Origin of the sequence: Burkholderia sp. Bp9140, assembly GCF_003853425.1 — a bacterium.
GTDB lineage: Bacteria > Pseudomonadota > Gammaproteobacteria > Burkholderiales > Burkholderiaceae > Burkholderia.
The window spans coordinates 62,866-84,144 of sequence record NZ_QTPQ01000005.1; the positions used below are offsets into that span (position 1 = coordinate 62,866).

Sequence of the window (21,279 nt, forward strand, 5' to 3'; positions counted from 1 at the left end):
CGAGTGGACTGGCATGACTATTTTTTACGCGGTAGTTGAAGACGATCCGCTGGACAGCGGCGGCTACGTAGTCGACGGCGGTGAGTGTGGAACGATCGTGGGTGACGACGGCAAACGCCGCAGAATCACGTTCGTCGGGCAACGCGCGTGGTGCAGCACTTGCGAGAGCACCGGAACAATTGAAGCCGCGCCTGGCGCGCCCAGCAAAATGCGACTCCACGACTTCACTTCCGCGGGAAGAGTTCAGGCCTTGAGCAACGATTGGGTCCGATGTTGCTGTGAGCGCCCTCCTCGCATCATTGCCCGATATGGTCGCCAATGGAAAATAGAAGCGTCGAATTGCGACATCGGCATGGAGTCCGTGCTCGTCACGACAGATGCGGCCACGGCAACGACTCAGCTGGCCTATAACGATCGCTACATTCTTCGGGGCGCCACGGGTGCCCCTCTGAGCGACGTCGCTTATGCACTGCAGCGAGACACCGGACCGTTTGAATACGGACGAACGGACGCGCATGGGCAAACGCACCTGCTCGCGTCCACTTCACGTGCCGAAAACATCACGATCTATCTCGCGGAATAACCATGCCCGAACGCGTCCACGTTTCTCCCGAAGGCAATCGATACATACGAATCGCGGCACGCAAGACCACGCCGACAGACGATGTGTCGCCGCAGCCTGTCACCGTCCGATTCAAGACATTCTGGAAAACGGTCCGCACATGGACCGACACCGACGTCGCCGAATACCAGATGGCGGTTCCGCAACTGGCAAGACAACTGCAGACGGAAACGTACTGGGACCGCAACGGCAGCACGCGCACGAACCGATTTACATGCGAGGACTTCGCGTTACGGTTGCTTGTACAGTTCGCCGCCCTGCGCGGGTTGCCGATCAAGTTGACGACCGGTGCCGAAGTGAAGGACTTTCTAAAGCAATTCCAGCTGTATCGCTGGAATTTCGCCGCATTCAATCAGTAATGCCGGGGCAAACATGCGCGCGTTCTTTTCGGTAATCGCGGATAGCGACCTGTTCGGCGCACTCGCGACCGTCTGTCTGGCCGTCGCAGTGGCCGGGTTGTTCTCTACCGTCCGCCGCTCGAGGTTTTATTTTCCGGCCGTCTTCGCGTGCCTTCTGTTCATGCCGATCATGCACGCGATCGGTTCGTACTTCTTGTCACTGCCGAATCCGTGATTACCTCCCTCGGCTATCACGAGGTGCGCGGGCGCGGCACCTGCTCGAACAAATCCGCTACCTCAATGAATCGCGGCAATCGACGGCATCCGGATCGCACGATGATCCGGACGCGCCTTCGATGCCCTGATTCCGCTTGCCTCAAGCGATCCGCTCTTCCGAGGCCGGATCGAACAGCACCGCCTTCGACACGTCGAACAGCAGCGACAGCGTCTGGTCGGGCTGCGGGTTCGCGGCCGGATGCACGCGGCTCACGATCCGCTTGCCGTTGACCTGCGCGAACACGTGCGTGTCGGGGCCGGTCGGCTCGGTCACGTCGACGCGCACGTCGAACGGCTGCAGGTGCGACGCGTCGCCGTTGTGCGCGTGGCGCACGTCGGTGATGCGTTCCGGACGCAGGCCGAGGATCACCTCGCGGCCGACGTGCGACTTCAGCTTGCCCGCATCGAACGGCAGGTTCAGCGCGCCGCGCTTGACGCCCGTGTCGATCTCGAGCGCGATCCCGCTGCCCTGCTCGACCAGCCGGCCGTTGATGAAGTTCATCGGCGGCGCGCCGATGAAGCCCGCGACGAACAGGTTCGACGGCGAATCGTAGATTTCCTGCGGCGCGCCGAACTGCTGGACCACGCCGTCCTTCATCACCGCGATCCGGTCGCCGAGCGTCATCGCCTCGATCTGGTCGTGCGTCACGTAGACGATCGTCGTGCCGAGGCGCTGGTGCAGCAGCTTGATTTCCGCGCGCATCTCGATGCGCAGCTTCGCGTCGAGGTTCGACAGCGGCTCGTCGAACAGGAACAGCGACGGATCGCGCGCCAGTGCGCGGCCCATCGCGACACGCTGACGCTGGCCGCCCGACAGCTGGCCCGGCTTGCGGTCGAGCAGATGCTGGATCTGCAGCATCGCCGACACGCGCTCGACGATCTGCTGCTGCTCGCTCTTCGGCACCTTGCGGATGTTCAGGCCGAACGAGATGTTCTCGCGCACCGTCATCGACGGATACAGCGCGTACGACTGGAACACCATCGCGATGTCGCGATCCTTCGGCGACAGGTCGTTGACGACCTTGCCGTCGATGCAGATCTCGCCGCTCGTGACCGTCTCGAGGCCGGCGATCATGTTGAGCAGCGTCGACTTCCCGCAGCCCGACCCGCCGACCAGGATCAGGAACTGTCCGTCCTCGATCTCGATGTCGACACCCTTCAGGACCGGCACCCCGTTCGGGTAGGTCTTGTACACGTCACGGATGGAAAGGCTTGCCATGCTGTGAATCCTCTGTCTCGTCTCGCGCGGCGCACGCAGGCGCCGCGTCGGGTTCGTTTCGATGCGCCGCGCGTCGTGCGCGGCCGGTTCGTCGTATCGGATGAAGCCGCGCTTACCCCTTCACCGCGCCCGCCGTCAGCCCGCGCACGAAGTAGCGGCCGGCGACCACGTAGACGAGCAGCGTCGGCAGCGCGGCGATGATCGCGCCGGCCATGTCGACGTTGTATTCCTTCACGCCCGTCGACGTGTTGACGAGGTTGTTCAGCGCGACCGTGATCGGCATCGAGTCGACGCCGGAGAACACGATCCCGAACAGGAAGTCGTTCCAGATCTGCGTGAATTGCCAGATCAGGCACACCATGAAGATCGGCAGCGACACGGGCAGCAGGATCTTCGTGAAGATCGTGAAGAAACCCGCGCCGTCGATGCGCGCGGCCTTCACGAGCTCGGCCGGCACGCTCACGTAGAAGTTGCGGAAGAACATCGTCGTGAACGCGATCCCGTACACGACGTGCACGAACACCAGGCCCGGAATCGTGTTCGCGAGGCCGAGCATCCCCTGCAGGCGCGCCATCGGCAGCAGGATCACCTGGAACGGGATGAAGCAGCCGACCAGCATCATCGTGAACAGCGCATCCGCGCCGCGAAAGCGCCAGTGCGTGAGCACGTAGCCGTTGAACGCGCCGATCAGCGACGAGATCAGCACGGCCGGAATCACCATCTGCAACGAGTTCAGGAAGAACGGCTTCATTCCGTCGCAGCGCACGCCGGTACACGCGCCGCTCCACGCCTTCACCCACGGATCGAGGGTCCAGTGCGCCGGCGGCGTCAGCAGGTTGCCGGTGCGCAGCTGGTCGAGGTCCTTGAACGACGTCGACAGCATCACGTAGATCGGGAACAGGAAATACAGCGCGAACAGGATCAGCGCCGCATAGATCACTGCCCGGCTGATCGTCATCTTAGGCTGCATTGCGGGTGCTCCTCGATTCCATATACATCAGCGGCACCAGCACGGCGACCACGGTCGCGAGCATCATCACCGACGACGCCGCGCCGAGCCCGAGCTGGCCGCGGTTGAACGAAAACGTGTACATGAACATGGCCGGCAGCGACGACGACGTGCCGGGGCCGCCCGCCGTCAGCGCGACGACCAGGTCGAAGGTCTTGATCGTGATGTGGCAGAGGATCAGCAGCACCGAGAAGAACACCGGGCGCATGCTCGGGATCACGATCTTGCGGTAGATGGTCGGCAGCGTCGCGCCGTCGACCTGCGCGGCCTTGAAGATCTCGGCATCGACGCCGCGCAATCCGGCGAGGAACAGTGCCATCACGAAGCCGGTCGACTGCCACACGGCGGCGATCACGATACAGAAGATCGCCTTGTCCGGATCGTCGAGCCAGCCGAACGAGAAACTCGTCCAGCCCCAGTCGTGCATCACCTTCTCCAGGCCGAGGCCCGGGTTCAGGATCCACTGCCACGCGGTGCCCGTGACGATGAACGACAACGCCATCGGATACAGGAAGATCGCGCGCAGCGCGCCTTCGTTGCGGATCCGCTGGTCGAGCAGGATCGCGAGGAACAGCCCGAGCGCGACGCAGAGCGCGATGAACGGAATCCCGAACCAGCCGAGGTTCGCGGCGGAGGTCCACCACACGTCGTTCTGGAACAGGTCCGCGTAACGGCCGAAGCCGTCGAATTCATAGTTCGGCAACAGCCGCGAATTGGTCAGCGACAGATAGCCGGTAATCAGGATGAAGCCGTAGATGAACACCACGGCGATCGCGAGGCTCGGCGCGAGCACGAGCTTCGGAATCCAGCGATCGGCGAAGGCCGACATCGGCGACGTGCGCCGTGCGGCGGCAGCGCCGGATCCGTTTCCGCTAAGAGGGGCAGCCACTTGATTCGACTCCTGGAACGAGGGCGGCGCAGGCCGGGCCGGCGCCGGGTACGGCACGGGCCCGCGGGCGAGCCCGTTTGCTGCACATGCAGGAACGCCCGGCCGACGATGCGTTTCCGGCCGGGCGCCTGTCGCGCTTTACTTCACCTTCGCGGCTTTCGCGAGCGCGGCGACCGCGCTCTTCGAATCCTGCTGCGAGGTCATGAACTTCGTCACGACGTCGGTAATCGCGCCGGCCGTCGCGTCGCCCTGCGCCATCCCGTGCGCGAGCGACGGCACGAAGCCGCCCGACTTGATCGCGGTCTGCTCGTCGGCATACGACTTCTTCGCGCAATCGTCGAACTTGTCCATCTTCACGCCGAGGCGCACGGGCACCGAGCCCTTCAGCAGGCTGAACTGCTCCTGGAAGTCCGTCGTCATGATCGTCTTCGCGAGCGCGATCTGGCCCGGCGTCGCGTCCTTCTGGCCCTTCTGCTGGAAGAACACGAACGAGTCGACGTTGAACGTGTACGAATTGGCCGTACCCGGCACCGGCGCGCAGATATAGTCCTTGCCCGCCTTCTTGCCGGCGTTCTCGAACTCGCCCTTGGCCCAGTCGCCCATGAACTGCATGCCGGCCTTGCCGTTGATCACCATCGCGGTCGCGAGGTTCCAGTCGCGGCCGTTGCGGCCGGTGTCGAAGTAGCCCTGGATCTTGCGCACCGTGTCGAACACCGACAGCATCTGCGGCGACGTCAGCGTGGCCTGGTCGAGATCGACGAGCGCCTTCTTGTAGAACGCCGGGCCCTGCGACAGCACGACGTCTTCCCACAGCGTCAGGTCCTGCCACGGCTGGCCGCCCATCGCGACCGGCTGGATGCCCGCGGCCTTCAGCTTGTCGGCCACCGCGAAGAACTCGGGCCAGGTGGTCGGCACCTTCGCGCCGACCTTGTCGAGCGCGGCCTTGTTGATATAGAGCCAGTTCACGCGGTGCACCGAGAACGGCGCGGCGACGGTATGGCCCTTGTACTTGATGATCTTGTCGATTTCCGGCGGCAGGTTCTGCTTCCAGTCGCCGGCGGCGGAATCGATGTTGACGAGCACGCCCTGGTCGGCCCAGTCCTGGATCAGCGGCCCCTTGATCTGCGCGGCCGACGGTGCGTCGCCGCTGATCACCTTGGTCTTCAGCGCGGTCATGGCCGCCGCGCCCGCGCCGCCCGCGACCGCGAAATCCTTCCACACGTAGCCCTGCTTCTGCAGGTCGTCCTTCAGCACGCCGACGGCCTTGGACTCGCCGCCCGAGGTCCACCAGTGCAGCACCGTCACATTCTCGGCCGCCTGCGCCGCCACGGCGCCAGCCATCAGACCCGCGGCGCAGAGCGCGCCCATGATCGAGCGAACTTTCATTACTTATCTCCTCCAGACTGAATCAACTCGTGAAGTTCCCCCGCGGGGAACCGGCTTCTTGATAAACGACGGGGAAATCGAGCCGCGAGACGCATGCAGCGTACGGGGCCGATGACCGGCCGGGCTCTTACAGAAAGCGTGAATCGAGATTCAACGGCGTGTCTCCTCTTTGTGTTTCTGGCCCGCCGCGATGCCGCGGCGCGAGCCCGGGGCGACGGCGCGCGGACGATGCGCACCGTCAATGTCCGATACCATTCGGCACAAGGCGTTCCCGAAGGCGAAGCTCGCGCAGTTCATCGACCGCACTTCTTTTTTTCTTCACCCAGGTGCTACCCCTTGCGGCGGATTGTAGTTAAACTACAATTCAGTGTCAAAAATATTTTTATCGCACTACGGATCGCTTCCCAGCACCTCAACCGGCGGAGACACATGCATACCGATTCCAGCTTTACCTTCGTACTTTTCGGCGGCACCGGCGACCTGTCGATGCGCAAGATCCTGCCCGCGCTGTTCGAAGCGCACCGCGGCAACATGCTCGCGGAAAACGGCCGGATCGTTGCCGTCGCGCGGCACGAATCGGATCGGGCCGGCTATCTCGAATGGGTCGATACGCACGTGAAGCCGCATGCAGCGAAGGCAGCCGGCAAGGCATTCGACGAAAGCGCATGGAAGTCCTTCCTCGAGCGCATCGAGTACGTGAAGCTCGACCTCGGCCGCGCGGAGGACTACGTCGTGCTGCGCGACGCGGTCGCGCAGCTGCCCGGTATCCGCGTGTTCTATCTCGCGACGGGGCCGTCGCTGTTCGTGCCGATCTGCAAGGCGCTCGCGTCGGTCGGCCTGAACGAAGGCGCACGGATCGTGCTCGAGAAGCCGCTCGGCTATGACCTGCGCTCGTCGAACGCGATCAACGACGCGGTCGGCGAGATCTTCGCGGAAGACCAGATCTACCGGATCGACCACTACCTCGGGAAGGAGCCGGTACAGAACCTGCTCGCGCTGCGCTTCGGCAATGCGCTGTTCGAGCCGCTGTGGCGCCGCGAATGGGTCGAGAGCATCCAGATCACGATCGCCGAGGAGCTCGGCGTCGAGGCGCGCGGCGATTTCTACGACAATACGGGCGCGCTGCGCGACATGGTGCAGAACCACCTGCTGCAGCTGCTGTCGATCGTCGCGATGGAGCCGCCGCACTCGATGGATTCCGATTCGGTGCGCGACGAGAAGCTGCGCGTGCTGCGCGCGCTGAAGCCGGTCGATGCGCGCGACATCGGCAAGGTCGCGGTGCGCGGCCAGTATCATGCGGGCGTGATCAAGGGCGCGCAGGTGCCGGCCTACGCAACCGAGCCGGGCGTGAAGGCCGACAGCCCGACCGAAACCTTCGTCGCGCTGAAGGTCGAGATCGAGAATTGGCGCTGGGCCGGCGTGCCGTTCTTCCTGCGCACCGGCAAGCGTCTGGCCGACCGTGTCGCGGAAATCGTGGTCAACTTCCGCCCGGTGCCGCACTCGGCGCTCGGGCCCACCGCGCTGCGCGCCGGGTCGAACCGCCTCGTGATCCGGCTGCAGCCGAACGAGACGATTCGCCTCTACTGTCTCGCGAAGCAGCCCGGCGAAGGGATGAACCTCGCGAGCGTGCACCTCGACCTCGCGTTCGACCGGTTCTTCAAGGAAGGGCAGATGGAGGCATACCAGCGCCTGCTGCTCGACGTGATCAACGGCCGCCTCGCCCTCTTCGTGCGTCGCGACGAACAGGAAGCCGCGTGGCGCTGGGTCGAGCCGATCCTGAACGAATGGGCGCGCTCGCTGAAGCCGCCGAAGCCTTACGCGGCAGGCACGTGGGGGCCGGCCGCGGCGAGTGCGATGCTCGCGCAGCACGGCACCTGCTGGCTCGAAGAAGAAAACTGATGCAGACCGTTGCCGTGCGCGCAAGCGTGCGGCAACGTGCCCCCACGATTCACACGAATTGAACAGACAAAGCAGTCCGGAGGAGATGTGATCGAGATCCACGCTTTCGACACCCAGGAAGCGCAAAGCGAAGCGCTCGCGCGCGCCGTCGGCGATGCGCTGCGCGCCGCGCTCGCCGGCCCCGCGCGCCCGACGCTCGCGGTGTCCGGCGGCACGAGCCCGCGCCCGTTCCTGCAAACGCTGTCGCACGCGGCGCTCGGCTGGGCCGGCGTCGACGTCACGCTGGTCGACGACCGCTGGGTGCCGGAGGACGACGCGGCCAGCAATGCGCACCTGGTGCGCGACACGCTGCTGCAGCACGCGGCGGCCCCCGCCCGCTTCCTGCCGCTCGTCGACACGCGCGTCTCGCTCGACGCGCACGTCGCCGCGCTGAACGCGAACGCCGACTACCGCGTGCCGAACGTCGCCGTGCTCGGCATGGGCGAGGACGGCCACACCGCGTCGATCTTCGCGGACGCGCCCGAATGGGACCACGCGATCGCGACGCCCGAGCGCTTCGTCGCCGTGCATCCCGGCGCCGCGCCGCATGCGCGCGTGAGCTTTTCGCTCGATGCGCTGAAGCGCGTCGACCGGCTCTTCCTGCTGATCGCGGGCAGCCGCAAACGCGACGTGCTCGACGCCGCGGCCGCCACGCTGCAGAACAACGCGATTTCCCAACTGGCCAACGACAAGGGGACCCAGCTCGATGTCTACTGGTGCGCAAAGTAAGGCCGTCGTCGCGGGCCAGCATGCCGACGGCCCGCGCCTGCTCGCGGACGTCGGCGGCACCAACGCGCGTTTCGCGCTGGAAACCGGCCCCGGCGAGATCACGCAGATCCGCGTCTATCCCGGCGCCGACTATCCGACGCTCACCGACGCGATCCGCAAGTATCTGAAGGACGTGAAGATCAGCCGCGTGAACCACGCGGCGATCGCGATCGCGAACCCGGTCGACGGCGACCAGGTCACGATGACCAATCACGACTGGAGCTTCTCGATCGAGGCGACGCGCCGCGCGCTCGGCTTCGACACGCTGCTCGTCGTCAACGACTTCACCGCGCTCGCGATGGCGCTGCCCGGCCTCACCGACGCGCAGCGCGTGCAGATCGGCGGCGGCACGCGCCGCCAGAACAGCGTGATCGGGCTGCTCGGGCCCGGCACCGGGCTCGGCGTGTCCGGCCTGATTCCGGCGGACGACCGCTGGATCGCGCTCGGCAGCGAAGGCGGTCACGCGTCGTTCGCGCCTCAGGACGAGCGCGAGGATCTCGTGCTGCAGTACGCGCGCAAGAAGTTTCCGCACGTGTCGTTCGAGCGCGTGTGCGCCGGCCCCGGCATGGAAATCGTCTATCGTGCGCTCGCCGCGCGCGACAAGAAGCGCGTCGCGGCGACCGTCGACACGGTCGAGATCGTCGAGCGCGCGCATGCGGGCGACGCGCTCGCGCTCGAGGCGGTCGAATGCTTCTGCGGGATTCTCGGCGCGTTCGCGGGCAGCGTCGCGCTGACACTCGGCGCGCTCGGCGGCGTCTACATCGGCGGCGGCGTCGCGCTGAAGCTCGGCGAACTGTTCACGCGCTCGTCCTTCCGTGCGCGCTTCGAGGCGAAGGGCCGTTTCACCCAGTATCTCCAGAACATCCCGACCTACCTGATCACCGCCGAATATCCGGCGTTCCTCGGCGTGTCGGCGATTCTCGCGGAGCAGCTGTCGAACCGTTCGGGCGGCGCGTCGTCGGCCGTGTTCGAGCGGATCCGCCAGATGCGCGACGCACTGACGCCGGCCGAGCGCCGCGTCGCCGATCTCGCGCTGAACCATCCGCGCTCGATCATCAACGACCCGATCGTCGACATCGCGCGCAAGGCGGACGTGAGCCAGCCGACGGTGATCCGCTTCTGCCGCTCGCTCGGCTGCCAGGGGCTGTCGGACTTCAAGCTGAAGCTCGCGACCGGCCTCACCGGCACGATTCCGATGAGCCACAGCCAGGTGCATCTCGGCGATACGGCCACCGACTTCGGCGCGAAGGTGCTCGACAACACGGTGTCCGCGATCCTGCAGCTGCGCGAACACCTGAACTTCGAGCACGTCGAGAACGCGATCGAGATCCTGAACGGCGCGCGCCGCATCGAGTTCTACGGGCTCGGCAACTCGAACATCGTCGCGCAGGACGCGCACTACAAGTTCTTCCGCTTCGGGATCCCGACGATCGCGTACGGCGACCTGTACATGCAGGCCGCGTCGGCCGCGCTGCTCGGCAAGGGCGACGTGATCGTCGCGGTGTCGAAGTCGGGACGCGCGCCCGAGCTGCTGCGGGTGCTCGAGGTCGCGATGCAGGCCGGCGCGAAGGTGATCGCGATCACGTCGAGCAACACGCCGCTCGCGAAGCGCGCGACCGTCGCGCTCGAGACCGACCACATCGAGATGCGCGAGTCGCAACTGTCGATGATCTCGCGGATCCTGCATCTGCTGATGATCGACATTCTCGCGGTCGGCGTCGCGATCCGCCGCGCGTCGACCAACGGCGAATTGCCGGAGGCCGTCGCGCAGGCGCGCGCACGGGCGAGCGACGACGAAACGGCCGACGTGCTCGACTGGCTGAGCCACGGCGCTTCGCCGGCGGCGAAGGACGTCGCGCGGGACTGACGCTCGACACGGTCCGGCGCCGACGGCCTGGCGCCCGCACGAAAAAGAACGCCACCGGCGCATCGCGCGCGGTGGCGTTTTTCATTCCGCGGCCGCGCCGGCTCAGGCGCCCGCTTTCACCGGCCGGCCATGCCAGCGCAGCACGAGGTAGCGTCCGACGAAACACAGCACGCCGCTGATGCCGATCGTCGCGCCCATCGCGAACGGCGTGCCGTCCGCGAGGGCGCCGATCGCGACGCTCGCGAGCGCGCCGAGCGCGAGCTGCATCGCGCCGAACACGGCCGCCGACGCGCCCGCGTTGTGCGGATAGCGATGCATCAGGTCGGTCGTGCAGTTCGCGGACAGGATCCCCACCACGCCGACCACGAAGAACAGGCACACGACGATCGACCACAGCCCGCCCCACCCCGTCAGCGCGACGAGCGCGACCGCGAGCGATGCGATGCAGCTCACGAGCGACGCGGCCGCGATGATGCGCAGCGAGCCGATGCGGCCGACGAGCCGTGTGTTGGTGAAGTTGCCGATCATGATCCCGACGACGTTCAGCCCGAACAGCAGCCCGTAATGCTGCGGCGACACGTGGAAATACTCGATGTACACGAACGGCGTCGCGGTGATGTACGAGAACATCGACGCGAACGCCATCCCGCCGCACATCATGTGCCCCCACGCGACCGGATCGGACAGGATGCGCCCGTACGACGCGAACGACGCGAGCACGGCCGCGCTCTTGCGCCGCTCCTTCGGCCAGGTCTCGGGCACGCGCAGGTACGCGGTCGCCGCGCACACCGCGCCGAACACGGCCAGCACGACGAACACGCCGCGCCAGCCCGAGAAACGCAGGATCTGCCCGCCGATCAGCGGCGCGAGCAGCGGCCCGACCGCGGTGACGATCGCGACCATCGACAGCACCTTCGCCGCGTCGGTCGGCTCGTGCGCGTCACGCGCGATCGCGCGCGACAGCACCGACGCCGCGCCCGCGCCGAGCGCCTGCAGGAAGCGCACGAGAATCAGCATGTCGATCGAGTTCGACACGAAGCAGCCGATGCTCGCGAGCGTGAACAGCGCAATGCCGCCGAGCAGCACGGGGCGGCGGCCCCACGTGTCGGACAGCGGACCGTACAGCAGCATGCCGATCGAGAAACCGGCCATGAAGCTCGTCAGCGTGCGCTGCGCGGCGCCGGGGCTCACGGCGAAACCGTCGGCGATCGACGGCAGGCTCGGCAGGTACATGTCGGTGGCGATCGGCCCGCAAGCGGCGAGCGCGCCGAGCAACAGGATCAGCCGGGCATCGGGCCGGCGCCGGACGACGTGGGACATGGGTATCCGGAATGGAGCCCGCGCGCATCGGGGCGCGCGTGGCGGTGAAGACGGGAGACCGCGCCGCGGACGGCGCTCAGGCCCATGATTGTACGCGCAACTTTTTCGCGTGCCGCCGGCCGTGTGCCGCGCACGGCCGTGAACCGCCCGCGCGGCGGTGTCGTGCGTGGTCGCCGGCCAATTCGATTAAGCTGGCCGCTTGCTGCTTTTCTTGTCTGACCCATTCGACGCGCGACCGAACCGATGACCGCCTTCCTGCTGATCTGGAGCCCCAAGAAATGGCCGTGGCCCGAGCTGCCCGACGTCGCCGCGCGCGTGAAGGCCGGCGAGGCCGTGCATGACGTGTGGGGCTGCGGCTTCGCACGCGGCATCCTGCCGGGCGACCGCGTGTTCCTGCACCGCGTCGCGAAGGAGCCGAAGGGCGTGTTCGGCTCGGGCTACGTGACGCGGGCGCCCTACGAGGTGCCGGACCCTGCGACGAAACGCGGCTACCGGCTGTGCATCGACTTCGCCTACGATTGGCTGGTCGATGCCCATCAGGACGTCGTGATCCCGCGCGACGCGTTGCGCGTGCATCCGTACTCAGTGCAGACCTGGGACGCGCAGAGCTCCGGCACGTCGATCAAGCCGATGGTCGAAGGCCCGCTGGAGAAGCGCTGGGCCGAGCTGACCGGCAAGCGCAAGCCGCCACGATAAGCCGGTCGGACAGGGGTCGGATTCCGCCCGCCCCCGCCGTTCGAGCCGGCCCGATCCCCCACGCGCCGAAAGGCCGCAGACCGCCCGGCGGGCCCGCCGCGCGCGTCTCCGGTACAATCAGACGATCGTTCCGCCCAGGCGCCGCGGCCCGTGCACAGGCCCCCGCGCCCTTCTCACGCAGGTTTCGCTCATGTCCAACAATCAGATCCTCTTCGAACGCGCCCAAAAGACCATTCCGGGCGGCGTCAACTCGCCGGTGCGGGCCTTCCGTTCGGTCGGCGGCACGCCGCGCTTCGTCTCGCGCGCACAGGGCCCGTATTTCTGGGATGCCGACGGCAAGCAGTACATCGACTACATCGGCTCGTGGGGCCCGATGATCGTCGGCCACGTCCATCCGGAAGTGCTGGCGGCCGTCCAGAACGTGCTCGCCGACGGCTTCTCGTTCGGCGCGCCGACCGAGGCGGAAATCGAGATCGCCGAGGAAATCTGCAAGCTCGTGCCGTCGATCGAACAGGTGCGGATGGTGTCGAGCGGCACCGAGGCCACGATGAGCGCGCTGCGTCTCGCGCGCGGCTTCACCGGCCGCAGCCGCATCGTCAAGTTCGAGGGCTGCTACCACGGCCACGCGGACAGCCTGCTGGTCAAGGCCGGCTCGGGCCTGCTGACGTTCGGCAACCCGACGTCGGCCGGCGTGCCCGCCGACATCGCGAAGCACACGACCGTCCTCGAATACAACAACGTCGCCGCGCTTGAAGAAGCGTTCGGCGCGTTCGGCGACGAGATCGCCGCGGTGATCGTCGAGCCCGTCGCGGGCAACATGAACCTCGTGCGCGGCACGCCCGAATTCCTGGACGCGCTGCGCGCGCTGTGCACGCAGCACGGCGCCGTGCTGATCTTCGACGAGGTGATGTGCGGTTTCCGCGTCGCGCTCGGCGGCGCGCAGCAACACTACGGGATCAAGGCCGACCTCACCTGCCTCGGCAAGGTGATCGGCGGCGGGATGCCGGCTGCCGCGTTCGGCGGCCGCCGCGACATCATGGCCCACCTCGCGCCGCTCGGCGGCGTGTACCAGGCCGGCACGCTGTCGGGCAACCCGATCGCGGTCGCCGCGGGCCTGAAGACGCTGCAGCTGATCCAGGCGCCCGGCTTCTACGAAGCGCTCACCGCGCAAACGAAGCGCCTCGCCGACGGCCTCGCGGCCGAAGCGCGCGCGGCCGGCGTGCCGTTCGCGGCCGACTCGATCGGCGCGATGTTCGGCCTGTACTTCGCCGAGCGCGTGCCGACCAGCTTCGCGGAAGTCACGAAGAGCGACATCGAGCGCTTCAACCGCTTCTTCCACCTGATGCTCGACGAAGGCGTGTACTTCGCGCCGTCCGCATACGAGGCCGGCTTCGTGTCGAGTACGCACGACGACGCGGTGATCGACGCGACGCTCGCGGCGGCCCGCCGCGCATTCGCGGCCCTCGCCGCCTGACCCGGGTCCGCGCGCATGTTCTCGGATACCGATTTCGCCCACATGGAGCGCGCGCTGACGCTCGCGGCGCGCGGCATGTATACCACCGCGCCGAACCCGCGCGTCGGCTGCGTGATCGTCAAGGACGGCGACGTGATCGGCGAAGGCTTCACGCAGCCGGCCGGCCAGGATCACGCGGAAGTGCAGGCGCTGAAGGACGCGCGTGCGCGCGGCCACGACGTCGCCGGCTCCACCGTGTACGTGACGCTCGAGCCGTGCAGCCACTTCGGCCGCACGCCGCCGTGCGCGAACGCGCTGATCGACGCGCGCGTCGCGAAGGTCGTCGCGGCGATGGAAGACCCGAACCCGCAGGTGTCGGGGCGCGGCCTCGGGATGCTGCGCGACGCGGGCATCGACGTGCGCTGCGGGCTGCTCGCGAACGAGGCGGGCGAACTGAACATCGGCTTCGTGTCGCGGATGACGCGCGGCCGCCCGTGGGTACGGATGAAGACGGCCGCGTCGCTCGATGCACGCACTGCGCTGCCGTCCGGCGAAAGCCAGTGGATCACCGGCGAGGCCGCGCGCCTCGACGGCCACGCATGGCGCGCGCGCGCGTGCGCGATCCTTACCGGCATCGGCACCGTGCGCGAGGACAACCCGCTGCTGACCGTGCGCGGCATCGACACGCCGCGCCAGCCGCAGCGCGTGCTGGTCGACAGCCGCCTCGACCTGCCGCTCGATGCGCGCCTGCTCGAAGGCGCTCCGCTCTTGATCTTCTGCGGCCGGCTCGATGCCGCCGGTGAAGTGCGCGCGAACGTGCTGAAGTCGCGCGGCGCGGAAATCGTGCCGCTCGCGAATGCGCACGGCAAGGTGGACCTGCCCGCGATGCTGGCGGCGCTCGGCGCGCGCGGCGTCAACGAGCTGCACGTCGAGGCCGGCCACAAGCTGAACGGCTCGCTGCTGCGCGAGCAGTGCGTCGACGAGCTGCTGGTCTATCTCGCGCCGAGCCTGCTCGGCAGCGACGCGGCCGCGATGTTCGATCTTGCCGCACCGGCCAGCCTCGACGCCCGCACGCGGCTCGCATTCCACAGCGTCGAGCGGATCGGCGACGACTTGCGGATCCTGGCGCGTGTCGCGCCGCCCCCCGCCCCCCACTGAACGGAGCCGTCACGATGTTTACCGGAATTGTCGCGGCCGTCGGCCGCATCGAGTCGATCAACCCGCTCGGCGCGTCGCCCGACGCGGGCGTGCGGCTGACCGTGCAGGCCGGCGGGCTCGACCTGGCCGATGTCGCGCTCGGCGACAGCATCGCGATCCAGGGCGCGTGCATGACGGTCATCGAAAAGACCGAAACCGGATTCGACGTCGACGTGTCGCGCGAAAGCCTGAACCGCACGGTCGGCCTCGGGCAACCCGGCGAAGTGAACCTCGAGAAGGCGCTGCGCGCGCACGACCGCCTCGGCGGGCACATCGTGTCGGGCCATGTCGACGGCCTCGGCACCGTGACGCGCTTCGCGCCGGTCGGCGAATCGCACGAGCTGCGGATCGTCGCGCCGCGCGAGCTCGGCCGCTACCTTGCGTACAAGGGCTCGATCACGGTCAACGGCGTGAGCCTGACCGTGAACACGGTCGACGATCGCGCGGACGGCTGCGAATTCTCGATCAACCTGATTCCGCATACGGTCGAGGTCACGACGCTGCGTCACGTGAAGGCCGGCGACCAGCTCAACCTCGAAGTCGACATGATCGCGCGGTATGTCGAGCGAATGCTGTCGGCATCGCAGGGCGTGCATCAGGACTGAGCGGGCGGCTGCGCCCCCGGACATGGAATGGCGGCCGGCGGTTCGGCCCGACACCTGGCCTGACGGCCAACGACGCGCACGAGTCATCCCGTCGCGCTAAGATGCAACGGCAGCGGATTCGGCGCCGCGACGCACGGTGCGCCGCGTACCGGCTGCCCCTTTTCCTCCAGGAGTCGTTCCATGTCCATCTCGATGTACCAGGCTTCGCTGCCCGTCCTGATCCGCGGCCTCACCAACCTGCAGCACATCCTCGGCAAGGCGCAGGCGCATGCGGCCGAGAAGCAGATCGACCCGTCGGTGTTCATCGGCGCGCGCCTCTATCCGGACATGCTGCCGCTCGTCCGCCAGGTGTACATCGCGACCGACACGGCCAAGGGCTGCGCCGCGCGGCTCGCCGGCGTCGACATCCCGAGCTATCCGGACGTCGAGCAGACGTTCGACGAACTGCATGCACGCATCCAGAAGACGATCGACTATCTGAAGAGCTTCGAGGCCGCGCAGATCGACGGCAGCGAAGCGCGCCAGGTCGTACTGAAAATGCGGGTCGGCCCGATCGAGTTCACCGGGCAGTCGTACCTGCTGAACTTCGTGCTGCCCAACTTCTTCTTCCACGTGACGACCGCGTACGACATCCTGCGCCACAGCGGCGTCGAACTCGGCAAGCTCGACTACCTCGGCGGCCGCAACGAGCACGCGTGACGCACGGCCGCGCCCGGGCCGACCTGCTGCCGCCCGTCCTCGGGCGTGCCGCGGCGGCCCGTGCAGGCCCGCCTCGCAGGCCGGTCGCACCGCTTTCCGGCGCGCTCGCCGGCCGCGCACAGCCGGTGCCAGCCGAAACGCCGTCCGGCTGGCGTAAAATACGCACTTTCCTCTTTCTCGCCCCCTTATGACGCTCGCCTCCACGCTCGACATCATCGCGGAGTTGAAAGCCGGCCGGATGGTGATCCTGGTCGACGAAGAAGACCGCGAAAACGAAGGCGACCTCGTGATCGCCGCCGAATTCGTCACGCCGGAAGCGATCAACTTCATGGCCAGGTACGGCCGCGGCCTGATTTGTCTGACGTTGACGCAGGAACGCTGCAAGCAGCTGCACCTGCCGCTGATGACCTACCGCAACGGCACCCAGTACGGCACCGCGTTCACGGTCAGCATCGAAGCGGCCGAAGGCGTGACGACCGGCATCTCGGCCGCCGACCGCGCGCACACGATCGCCACGGCGGTCGCGCACGACGTCCGCCCCGAGCACATCGTGCAGCCGGGCCACGTGTTCCCGATCATGGCGCAGCCGGGCGGCGTGCTCGTGCGCGCCGGCCACACCGAGGCCGGCTGCGACTTCACCGCGCTCGCCGGGCTCACGCCGGCCGCGGTGATCTGCGAGGTCATCAAGGACGACGGCACGATGGCGCGCCTGCCCGACCTGCTCGAGTTCGCGAAGGAACACGGCCTGAAGATCGGCACGATCGCCGACCTGATCCAGTACCGCAGCCGCACCGAATCGATCATCGAGCGGATCGCCGAGCGCACGATGCAGACCGCGCACGGCACGTTCCGCGCCGTGCTGTACCGCGACCAGCCGAGCGGCTCGCCGCACATCGCGCTGGTGCGCGGCACGCCGTCGCCCGACGTCGATACGCCCGTGCGCGTGCACGAGCCGCTGTCGGTCCTCGACCTGCTCGAGACGGGCATCTCGACGCACTCGTGGACGCTCGACGCGGCGATGCGCGACATCGCGCAACGCGACCTCGGCGTGATCGTGCTGCTCAACTGCGGCGACACGAAGGAACATCTGATCGACGTCTTCAAGGCGTTCGACGAGGAAGAAAGGGCCGCTGCGCTGAAGCGCCGGCCGGTCGATTTCAAGACGTTCGGCATCGGCGCGCAGATCCTGCGCGATGTCGGCGTCGCCAAGATGCAGGTGCTGTCGAATCCGCGCAAGCTGGGCAGCATGTCCGGCTACGGCCTCGAAGTCACGGGCTTCATTCCGATGCCCGGCGGCGAAGCCAAGTCCTGCCCGGCGTCCAACGCGTAACCCGCCACGGCGCTTTCGCCCTATAACCGTTCATCCAAACCACGGACCAGATCATGGAAATCGGACAATACCAACCGAATCTCGAAGGCGACGGCCTGCGTATCGGCATCGTGCAATCCCGCTTCAACGAACCCGTCTGCAACGGCCTCGCCGATGCATGCGTCGAAGAACTCGAGCGCCTCGGCGTCTCCGGTGAAGACGTGCTGCTCGTGTCGGTGCCCGGCGCGCTGGAAATCCCGCTCGCGCTGCAGAAGCTCGCGGAAAGCGGCCAGTTCGACGCACTGATCGCGCTCGGCGCGGTGATCCGCGGCGAGACGTACCACTTCGAACTCGTGTCGAACGAAAGCGGCGCGGGCATCACCCGCATCGGCCTCGACTTCAACCTGCCGATCGCCAACGCGGTCCTGACGACCGAAAACGACGAGCAAGCCGTCGCGCGCATGACCGAAAAGGGTCGTGACGCCGCACGCGTCGCGGTCGAGATGGCGAACCTGACGATGGCGCTCGACCAGCTCGGCGACGACGAAGAAGACGAAGAAGAAGACGAAGACGACGAAGAGGAGCGCGCATGAAGAAGAGCGCCCGCCGACAATCGCGCGAGCTGGCGACGCAGGGCCTGTATCAGTGGCTGCTGTCGAACGCGGCCTCCGGCGAGATCGACGCGCAACTGCGCGGCGCGCTCGGGTACGACAAGGCCGACAAGGAGTTGCTCGACGCGATCCTGCACGGCGTGATTCGCGAGCATGCGACGCTCGTCGAAGCGCTCACGCCGTCGCTGGACCGTCCGGTCGACCAGCTGTCGCCGGTCGAACGCGCCGTGCTGCTGATCGCGACGTTCGAGCTCACGCATCATGTCGAAACGCCGTACCGCGTGATCATCAACGAAGCGGTCGAACTCGCGAAGACGTTCGGCGGCTCCGACGGCTACAAGTACGTCAACGGCGTGCTCGACAAGCTCGCCGCGAAGCTGCGCCCCGCCGAAACGCAGGCGCGCCGCAACGGCTGATTCCGTTTGTACACGGGCGCGCAAGCGCCCGTTTTTCCTTCTCCCTCCCCTTCCCCGCCCCGCCCGACCGATGAATACCACCGCCGATTCGCTCGTCACGCTCGCCGCACGCGTCGACGCGATCCAGCCCTTCTACGTGATGGAACTGATGAAGGAGGCACAGCGGCTCGAGTCCTCCGGGCGCGATGTTATCCACATGGGCATCGGAGAACCAGATTTCACCGCGCCGGAGCCCGTCGTGGAAGCGGCCGCGGCCGCGTTGCGCCGCGGCGTCACGCAGTACACGAGCGCGCTTGGCATCGCGCCGCTGCGCGAAGCGATCGCCGCGCACTATGCGCGCGCCTACGGCCTCACGATCAGCCCCGAGCGGATCGTCGTCACGGCCGGCGCATCGGCCGCGCTGCTGCTCGCATGCCTCGCGCTCGTCGGCCGCGACGACGAGGTGCTGATGCCCGACCCGTCGTATCCGTGCAACCGGCACTTCGTCGCGGCGGCCGAAGGCCGCCCGGTGCTCGTGCCAAGCGGCCCGGAAGCCCGCTTCCAGCTCACCGCGGACGATGTCCGCACGCGCTGGGGCAGCCGCACGCGCGGCGTGCTGCTCGCGTCGCCGTCGAACCCGACCGGTACGTCGCTCGAGCCGGACGAGCTGAGGCGGATCGTCGAAGCCGTGCGCGCGCGCGGCGGCTTCACGATCGTCGACGAGATCTACCAGGGGCTCAGCTACGACGCGGCGCCCGTGTCGGCGCTGTCGTTCGGCGACGATGTCGTCACCGTGAACAGCTTCTCGAAGTACTTCAGCATGACCGGCTGGCGACTCGGCTGGCTGGTCGTGCCGCCCGCGCTCGTCGGCACCTTCGAAAAGCTGTCGCAGAACCTGTTCATCTGCCCGTCCGCGCTCGCGCAGCACGCGGCGCTCGCATGCTTCGAACCGGCGGCGCTCGACATCTACGAAGCGCGCCGCCTCGAATTCAAGCGTCGCCGCGACTTCATCGCGCCGGCGCTCGAACGGCTCGGCTTCACGGTACCCGTAATGCCGGACGGCGCGTTCTACGTGTATGCGCACTGCGGCGGCGTCGCCCATCCGGCGGCCGGCGACAGCGCGGCGCTCACGCAGGCGATGCTGCACGACGCAGGCGTCGTGCTGGTGCCGGGCATGGATTTCGGCGTCCATGCGCCGCGCGACTATATCCGGCTGTCCTATGCGACCGCTTACACGCGCCTCGAAGAGGCCGTCGAGCGGCTCGCGACGCTGTTCGGCCAGCACTGACGCGCGGCCGGCCTTCCCGGCCGGCGTGCCAGGCCGTTTCCGTCCGCGCAATAAGAAAAGGCACCCGAAATCGGGTGCCTTTTGCTTGGGTCCGGCCGGCGCGGCGTGGCGTTACGCGCCGAGTTCCGAGTGGTCGCCGTGCGACGGCTTCGCGGTGTCGACGCTCGCGTCGTCCTGCGGGGCGCCCTTCGGCGCGGCAGCGGCCTTCGCGGTGATCGGTTGCGCGGCGTCGAGCGTCGCGTGCACGCGCTTCGCGCCGCCTGCCGCTGCCGTCACGGCCGCGGTCACGATCGGCTTCGACGGCTGGGCCGGCGCCTGCGGCGCGTTGGTCGGCACGCTGCGGCCACGCGCGACGTCGCGCAGACGGCCGCGCTCGGCCATGACCTTCGAGCCGTAGACGGTGTCGTCCGGATTGGTCGAGCCGTTGTACAGGCGCAGGCCGTTCGCGAGCGAGCCGCCGCGGGCGATGCAGTCCTTCAGCACCAGCGCGCCGACCTGCAGGTTCGCGAGCGGTTGCAGCGCAGTATCGGTACCGCCGAAATACTCGAACTTGTCGGAATGGACCTTCGACATGACCTGCATCAGGCCTTGCGCGCCGACGCCGCTTTCCGCGTACGGGTTGAAGCCCGATTCGATCGCCATCACGGACAGCAGCAGCAGCGGATCGAGGCCGACGTCGTGGCCGGTCTGGAACGCAGCCTTGACGAGCTGGCCGACCGGCTCCTGCGCGACCCGGTAACGGCGCGACAGGTAGGTGGCGACGAGCGCCTGTCCGCGGTTCGACGCGAGCGCACGATCGTCGCGCGCATCGGCCGGGACCCGCTGGGTCGGGATCAGTTTCGCGAGCGCGACGGGCGACGGGCCGTTGCGAGCCGGATCGGACGCATCGTTCTGCGCGGCGGTTTCCGGCGCGACGTCGAGACCGACGGCGAGCGCGTCCGTTTCGGGGGCGTCTTCCTGCTGCGGCTGCGCGCCGGCAGGCGCGAAGTTCGGCAGCGGATGACCGGTCAGCAGACGGGCCGGACCGGCCTGCACGGCCGCGGATACGACCGGCATCAGCTTCGCGGCGAGGTTCCCGCGCACGGTCGGCAGCAGCCACAGGGCAAGCGCGACCGCGACAGCGCAACAGCCGACAACGCTGAAAAGGTGGTGACTGACACGCGTCCCGCGACGCAGCATGTTGCGCACGAACTGCGCATGCTGCTCACTGGGACGCCACGATAACCAAGCGTTCATTCAGATCATCTCCCATGAACATGACTCGTGCGGCTCGCTCAGCTCGATGGCGAGACAGAAAACGCGCCGCGGAATCACGACGCCGCACGCCTTGGTTGGGACGCGCAAGCATCGGGGAAACGGTATAAGTACCGTTCGAGGCCACGGTGTAAGAAGGC

The 21,279-nt window shown here is 67.5% G+C and carries 21 protein-coding genes; 15 read left to right on the forward strand and 6 right to left on the reverse strand.

The genetic code is table 11. The features are described from left to right. Positions 1-13 precede the first annotated feature (13 nt). The 3 genes from DIE21_RS06010 to DIE21_RS06020 are packed head-to-tail and all read left to right on the forward strand — an operon-like array spanning position 14 to position 1,195. A complete protein-coding gene (locus DIE21_RS06010; RefSeq protein ID WP_124496825.1) occupies positions 14-583 on the forward strand; it encodes a hypothetical protein in 570 nt (189 codons plus the stop codon). A 2-nt stretch (positions 584-585) separates the two neighbouring features. After that, positions 586-981: a hypothetical protein gene (locus DIE21_RS06015; RefSeq protein ID WP_124496826.1), complete on the forward strand. Its 396-nt coding sequence runs from the start codon at positions 586-588 to the stop codon at positions 979-981. Positions 982-994: 13 nt separating this feature from the next. After that, positions 995-1,195, forward strand: coding sequence for a hypothetical protein (locus DIE21_RS06020; RefSeq protein ID WP_124496827.1), 201 nt, complete (start codon positions 995-997; stop codon positions 1,193-1,195). 141 nt (positions 1,196-1,336) lie between these two features. On the opposite strand, the gene DIE21_RS06025 is transcribed toward DIE21_RS06020, so the two are convergent. The 4 genes from DIE21_RS06025 to DIE21_RS06040 form a co-directional block, all read right to left on the reverse strand. After that, the gene (locus DIE21_RS06025; RefSeq protein ID WP_124496828.1) at positions 1,337-2,455 is read right to left on the reverse strand and encodes an ABC transporter ATP-binding protein; all 1,119 of its coding nucleotides are present in this window, start codon (positions 2,453-2,455) and stop codon (positions 1,337-1,339) included. Between the two features lie 112 nt (positions 2,456-2,567). Then, positions 2,568-3,425 carry a carbohydrate ABC transporter permease gene (locus DIE21_RS06030; protein WP_124496829.1) on the reverse strand — a complete coding sequence of 286 codons (858 nt, stop codon included), beginning with the start codon at positions 3,423-3,425 and terminating at the stop codon, positions 2,568-2,570. Beyond that, on the reverse strand, positions 3,415-4,353 hold the full coding sequence (locus DIE21_RS06035) for a carbohydrate ABC transporter permease (protein ID WP_124496830.1): 939 nt from the start codon (positions 4,351-4,353) through the stop codon (positions 3,415-3,417). The genes DIE21_RS06030 and DIE21_RS06035 overlap by 11 nt, the downstream gene beginning before the upstream one ends. Positions 4,354-4,491: 138 nt before the next feature. Continuing rightward, the gene (locus tag DIE21_RS06040; RefSeq protein ID WP_124496831.1) at positions 4,492-5,739 is read right to left on the reverse strand and encodes an ABC transporter substrate-binding protein; all 1,248 of its coding nucleotides are present in this window, start codon (positions 5,737-5,739) and stop codon (positions 4,492-4,494) included. A gap of 429 nt (positions 5,740-6,168) precedes the next feature. Here DIE21_RS06040 and zwf point away from each other — a divergent pair, with 429 nt between their 5' ends. From zwf to DIE21_RS06055, 3 genes are all read left to right on the forward strand, one after another. Then, positions 6,169-7,638, forward strand: a complete 1,470-nt coding sequence (gene zwf / locus DIE21_RS06045) for a glucose-6-phosphate dehydrogenase (protein ID WP_124496832.1) — start codon at positions 6,169-6,171, stop codon at positions 7,636-7,638. 87 nt (positions 7,639-7,725) lie between these two features. Then, the gene (gene pgl / locus DIE21_RS06050) at positions 7,726-8,406 is read left to right on the forward strand and encodes a 6-phosphogluconolactonase (protein WP_124496833.1); all 681 of its coding nucleotides are present in this window, start codon (positions 7,726-7,728) and stop codon (positions 8,404-8,406) included. Further along, a complete protein-coding gene (locus tag DIE21_RS06055; protein ID WP_124496834.1) occupies positions 8,384-10,312 on the forward strand; it encodes a bifunctional transcriptional regulator/glucokinase in 1,929 nt (642 codons plus the stop codon). The genes pgl and DIE21_RS06055 overlap by 23 nt, the downstream gene beginning before the upstream one ends. A 102-nt stretch (positions 10,313-10,414) precedes the next feature. Here DIE21_RS06055 and DIE21_RS06060 read toward each other — a convergent pair whose 3' ends face one another. Then, entirely contained in the window at positions 10,415-11,632 is a 1,218-nt protein-coding gene (locus DIE21_RS06060) for a Bcr/CflA family multidrug efflux MFS transporter (protein ID WP_124496835.1), read from the reverse strand. Between the two features lie 243 nt (positions 11,633-11,875). Between DIE21_RS06060 and DIE21_RS06070 the strand changes: the two genes are divergently transcribed. The 9 genes from DIE21_RS06070 to DIE21_RS06110 all read left to right on the forward strand — a co-directional run bounded on the left by DIE21_RS06070 (position 11,876) and on the right by DIE21_RS06110 (position 19,885). Further along, positions 11,876-12,328: a hypothetical protein gene (locus DIE21_RS06070; protein WP_124496836.1), complete on the forward strand. Its 453-nt coding sequence runs from the start codon at positions 11,876-11,878 to the stop codon at positions 12,326-12,328. Between the two features lie 190 nt (positions 12,329-12,518). Next, positions 12,519-13,802, forward strand: a complete 1,284-nt coding sequence (gene hemL, locus DIE21_RS06075) for a glutamate-1-semialdehyde 2,1-aminomutase (protein ID WP_124496837.1) — start codon at positions 12,519-12,521, stop codon at positions 13,800-13,802. Between the two features lie 15 nt (positions 13,803-13,817). After that, on the forward strand, positions 13,818-14,939 hold the full coding sequence (gene ribD, locus DIE21_RS06080) for a bifunctional diaminohydroxyphosphoribosylaminopyrimidine deaminase/5-amino-6-(5-phosphoribosylamino)uracil reductase RibD (RefSeq protein ID WP_124496838.1): 1,122 nt from the start codon (positions 13,818-13,820) through the stop codon (positions 14,937-14,939). A gap of 14 nt (positions 14,940-14,953) precedes the next feature. Next, complete coding sequence (locus DIE21_RS06085; RefSeq protein WP_124496839.1) at positions 14,954-15,583, forward strand: riboflavin synthase; 630 nt, start codon at positions 14,954-14,956, stop codon at positions 15,581-15,583. A 180-nt stretch (positions 15,584-15,763) separates the two neighbouring features. Then, positions 15,764-16,282 (forward strand): DUF1993 family protein, encoded by a 519-nt coding sequence (locus DIE21_RS06090; protein WP_124496840.1) that lies wholly within the window; start codon positions 15,764-15,766, stop codon positions 16,280-16,282. A 187-nt stretch (positions 16,283-16,469) separates the two neighbouring features. After that, the gene (ribBA, locus tag DIE21_RS06095; protein ID WP_124496841.1) at positions 16,470-17,612 is read left to right on the forward strand and encodes a bifunctional 3,4-dihydroxy-2-butanone-4-phosphate synthase/GTP cyclohydrolase II; all 1,143 of its coding nucleotides are present in this window, start codon (positions 16,470-16,472) and stop codon (positions 17,610-17,612) included. Between the two features lie 53 nt (positions 17,613-17,665). Continuing rightward, positions 17,666-18,184, forward strand: a complete 519-nt coding sequence (gene ribH / locus DIE21_RS06100; RefSeq protein WP_124496842.1) for a 6,7-dimethyl-8-ribityllumazine synthase — start codon at positions 17,666-17,668, stop codon at positions 18,182-18,184. Next, a complete protein-coding gene (gene nusB / locus DIE21_RS06105; RefSeq protein WP_059530215.1) occupies positions 18,181-18,618 on the forward strand; it encodes a transcription antitermination factor NusB in 438 nt (145 codons plus the stop codon). The genes ribH and nusB overlap by 4 nt, the downstream gene beginning before the upstream one ends. A gap of 70 nt (positions 18,619-18,688) precedes the next feature. After that, a complete protein-coding gene (locus DIE21_RS06110; RefSeq protein WP_124496843.1) occupies positions 18,689-19,885 on the forward strand; it encodes a pyridoxal phosphate-dependent aminotransferase in 1,197 nt (398 codons plus the stop codon). 111 nt (positions 19,886-19,996) lie between these two features. Here DIE21_RS06110 and DIE21_RS06115 read toward each other — a convergent pair whose 3' ends face one another. Next, positions 19,997-21,121: a lytic transglycosylase domain-containing protein gene (locus DIE21_RS06115; protein ID WP_124496844.1), complete on the reverse strand. Its 1,125-nt coding sequence runs from the start codon at positions 21,119-21,121 to the stop codon at positions 19,997-19,999. Positions 21,122-21,279: the final 158 nt, after the last annotated feature.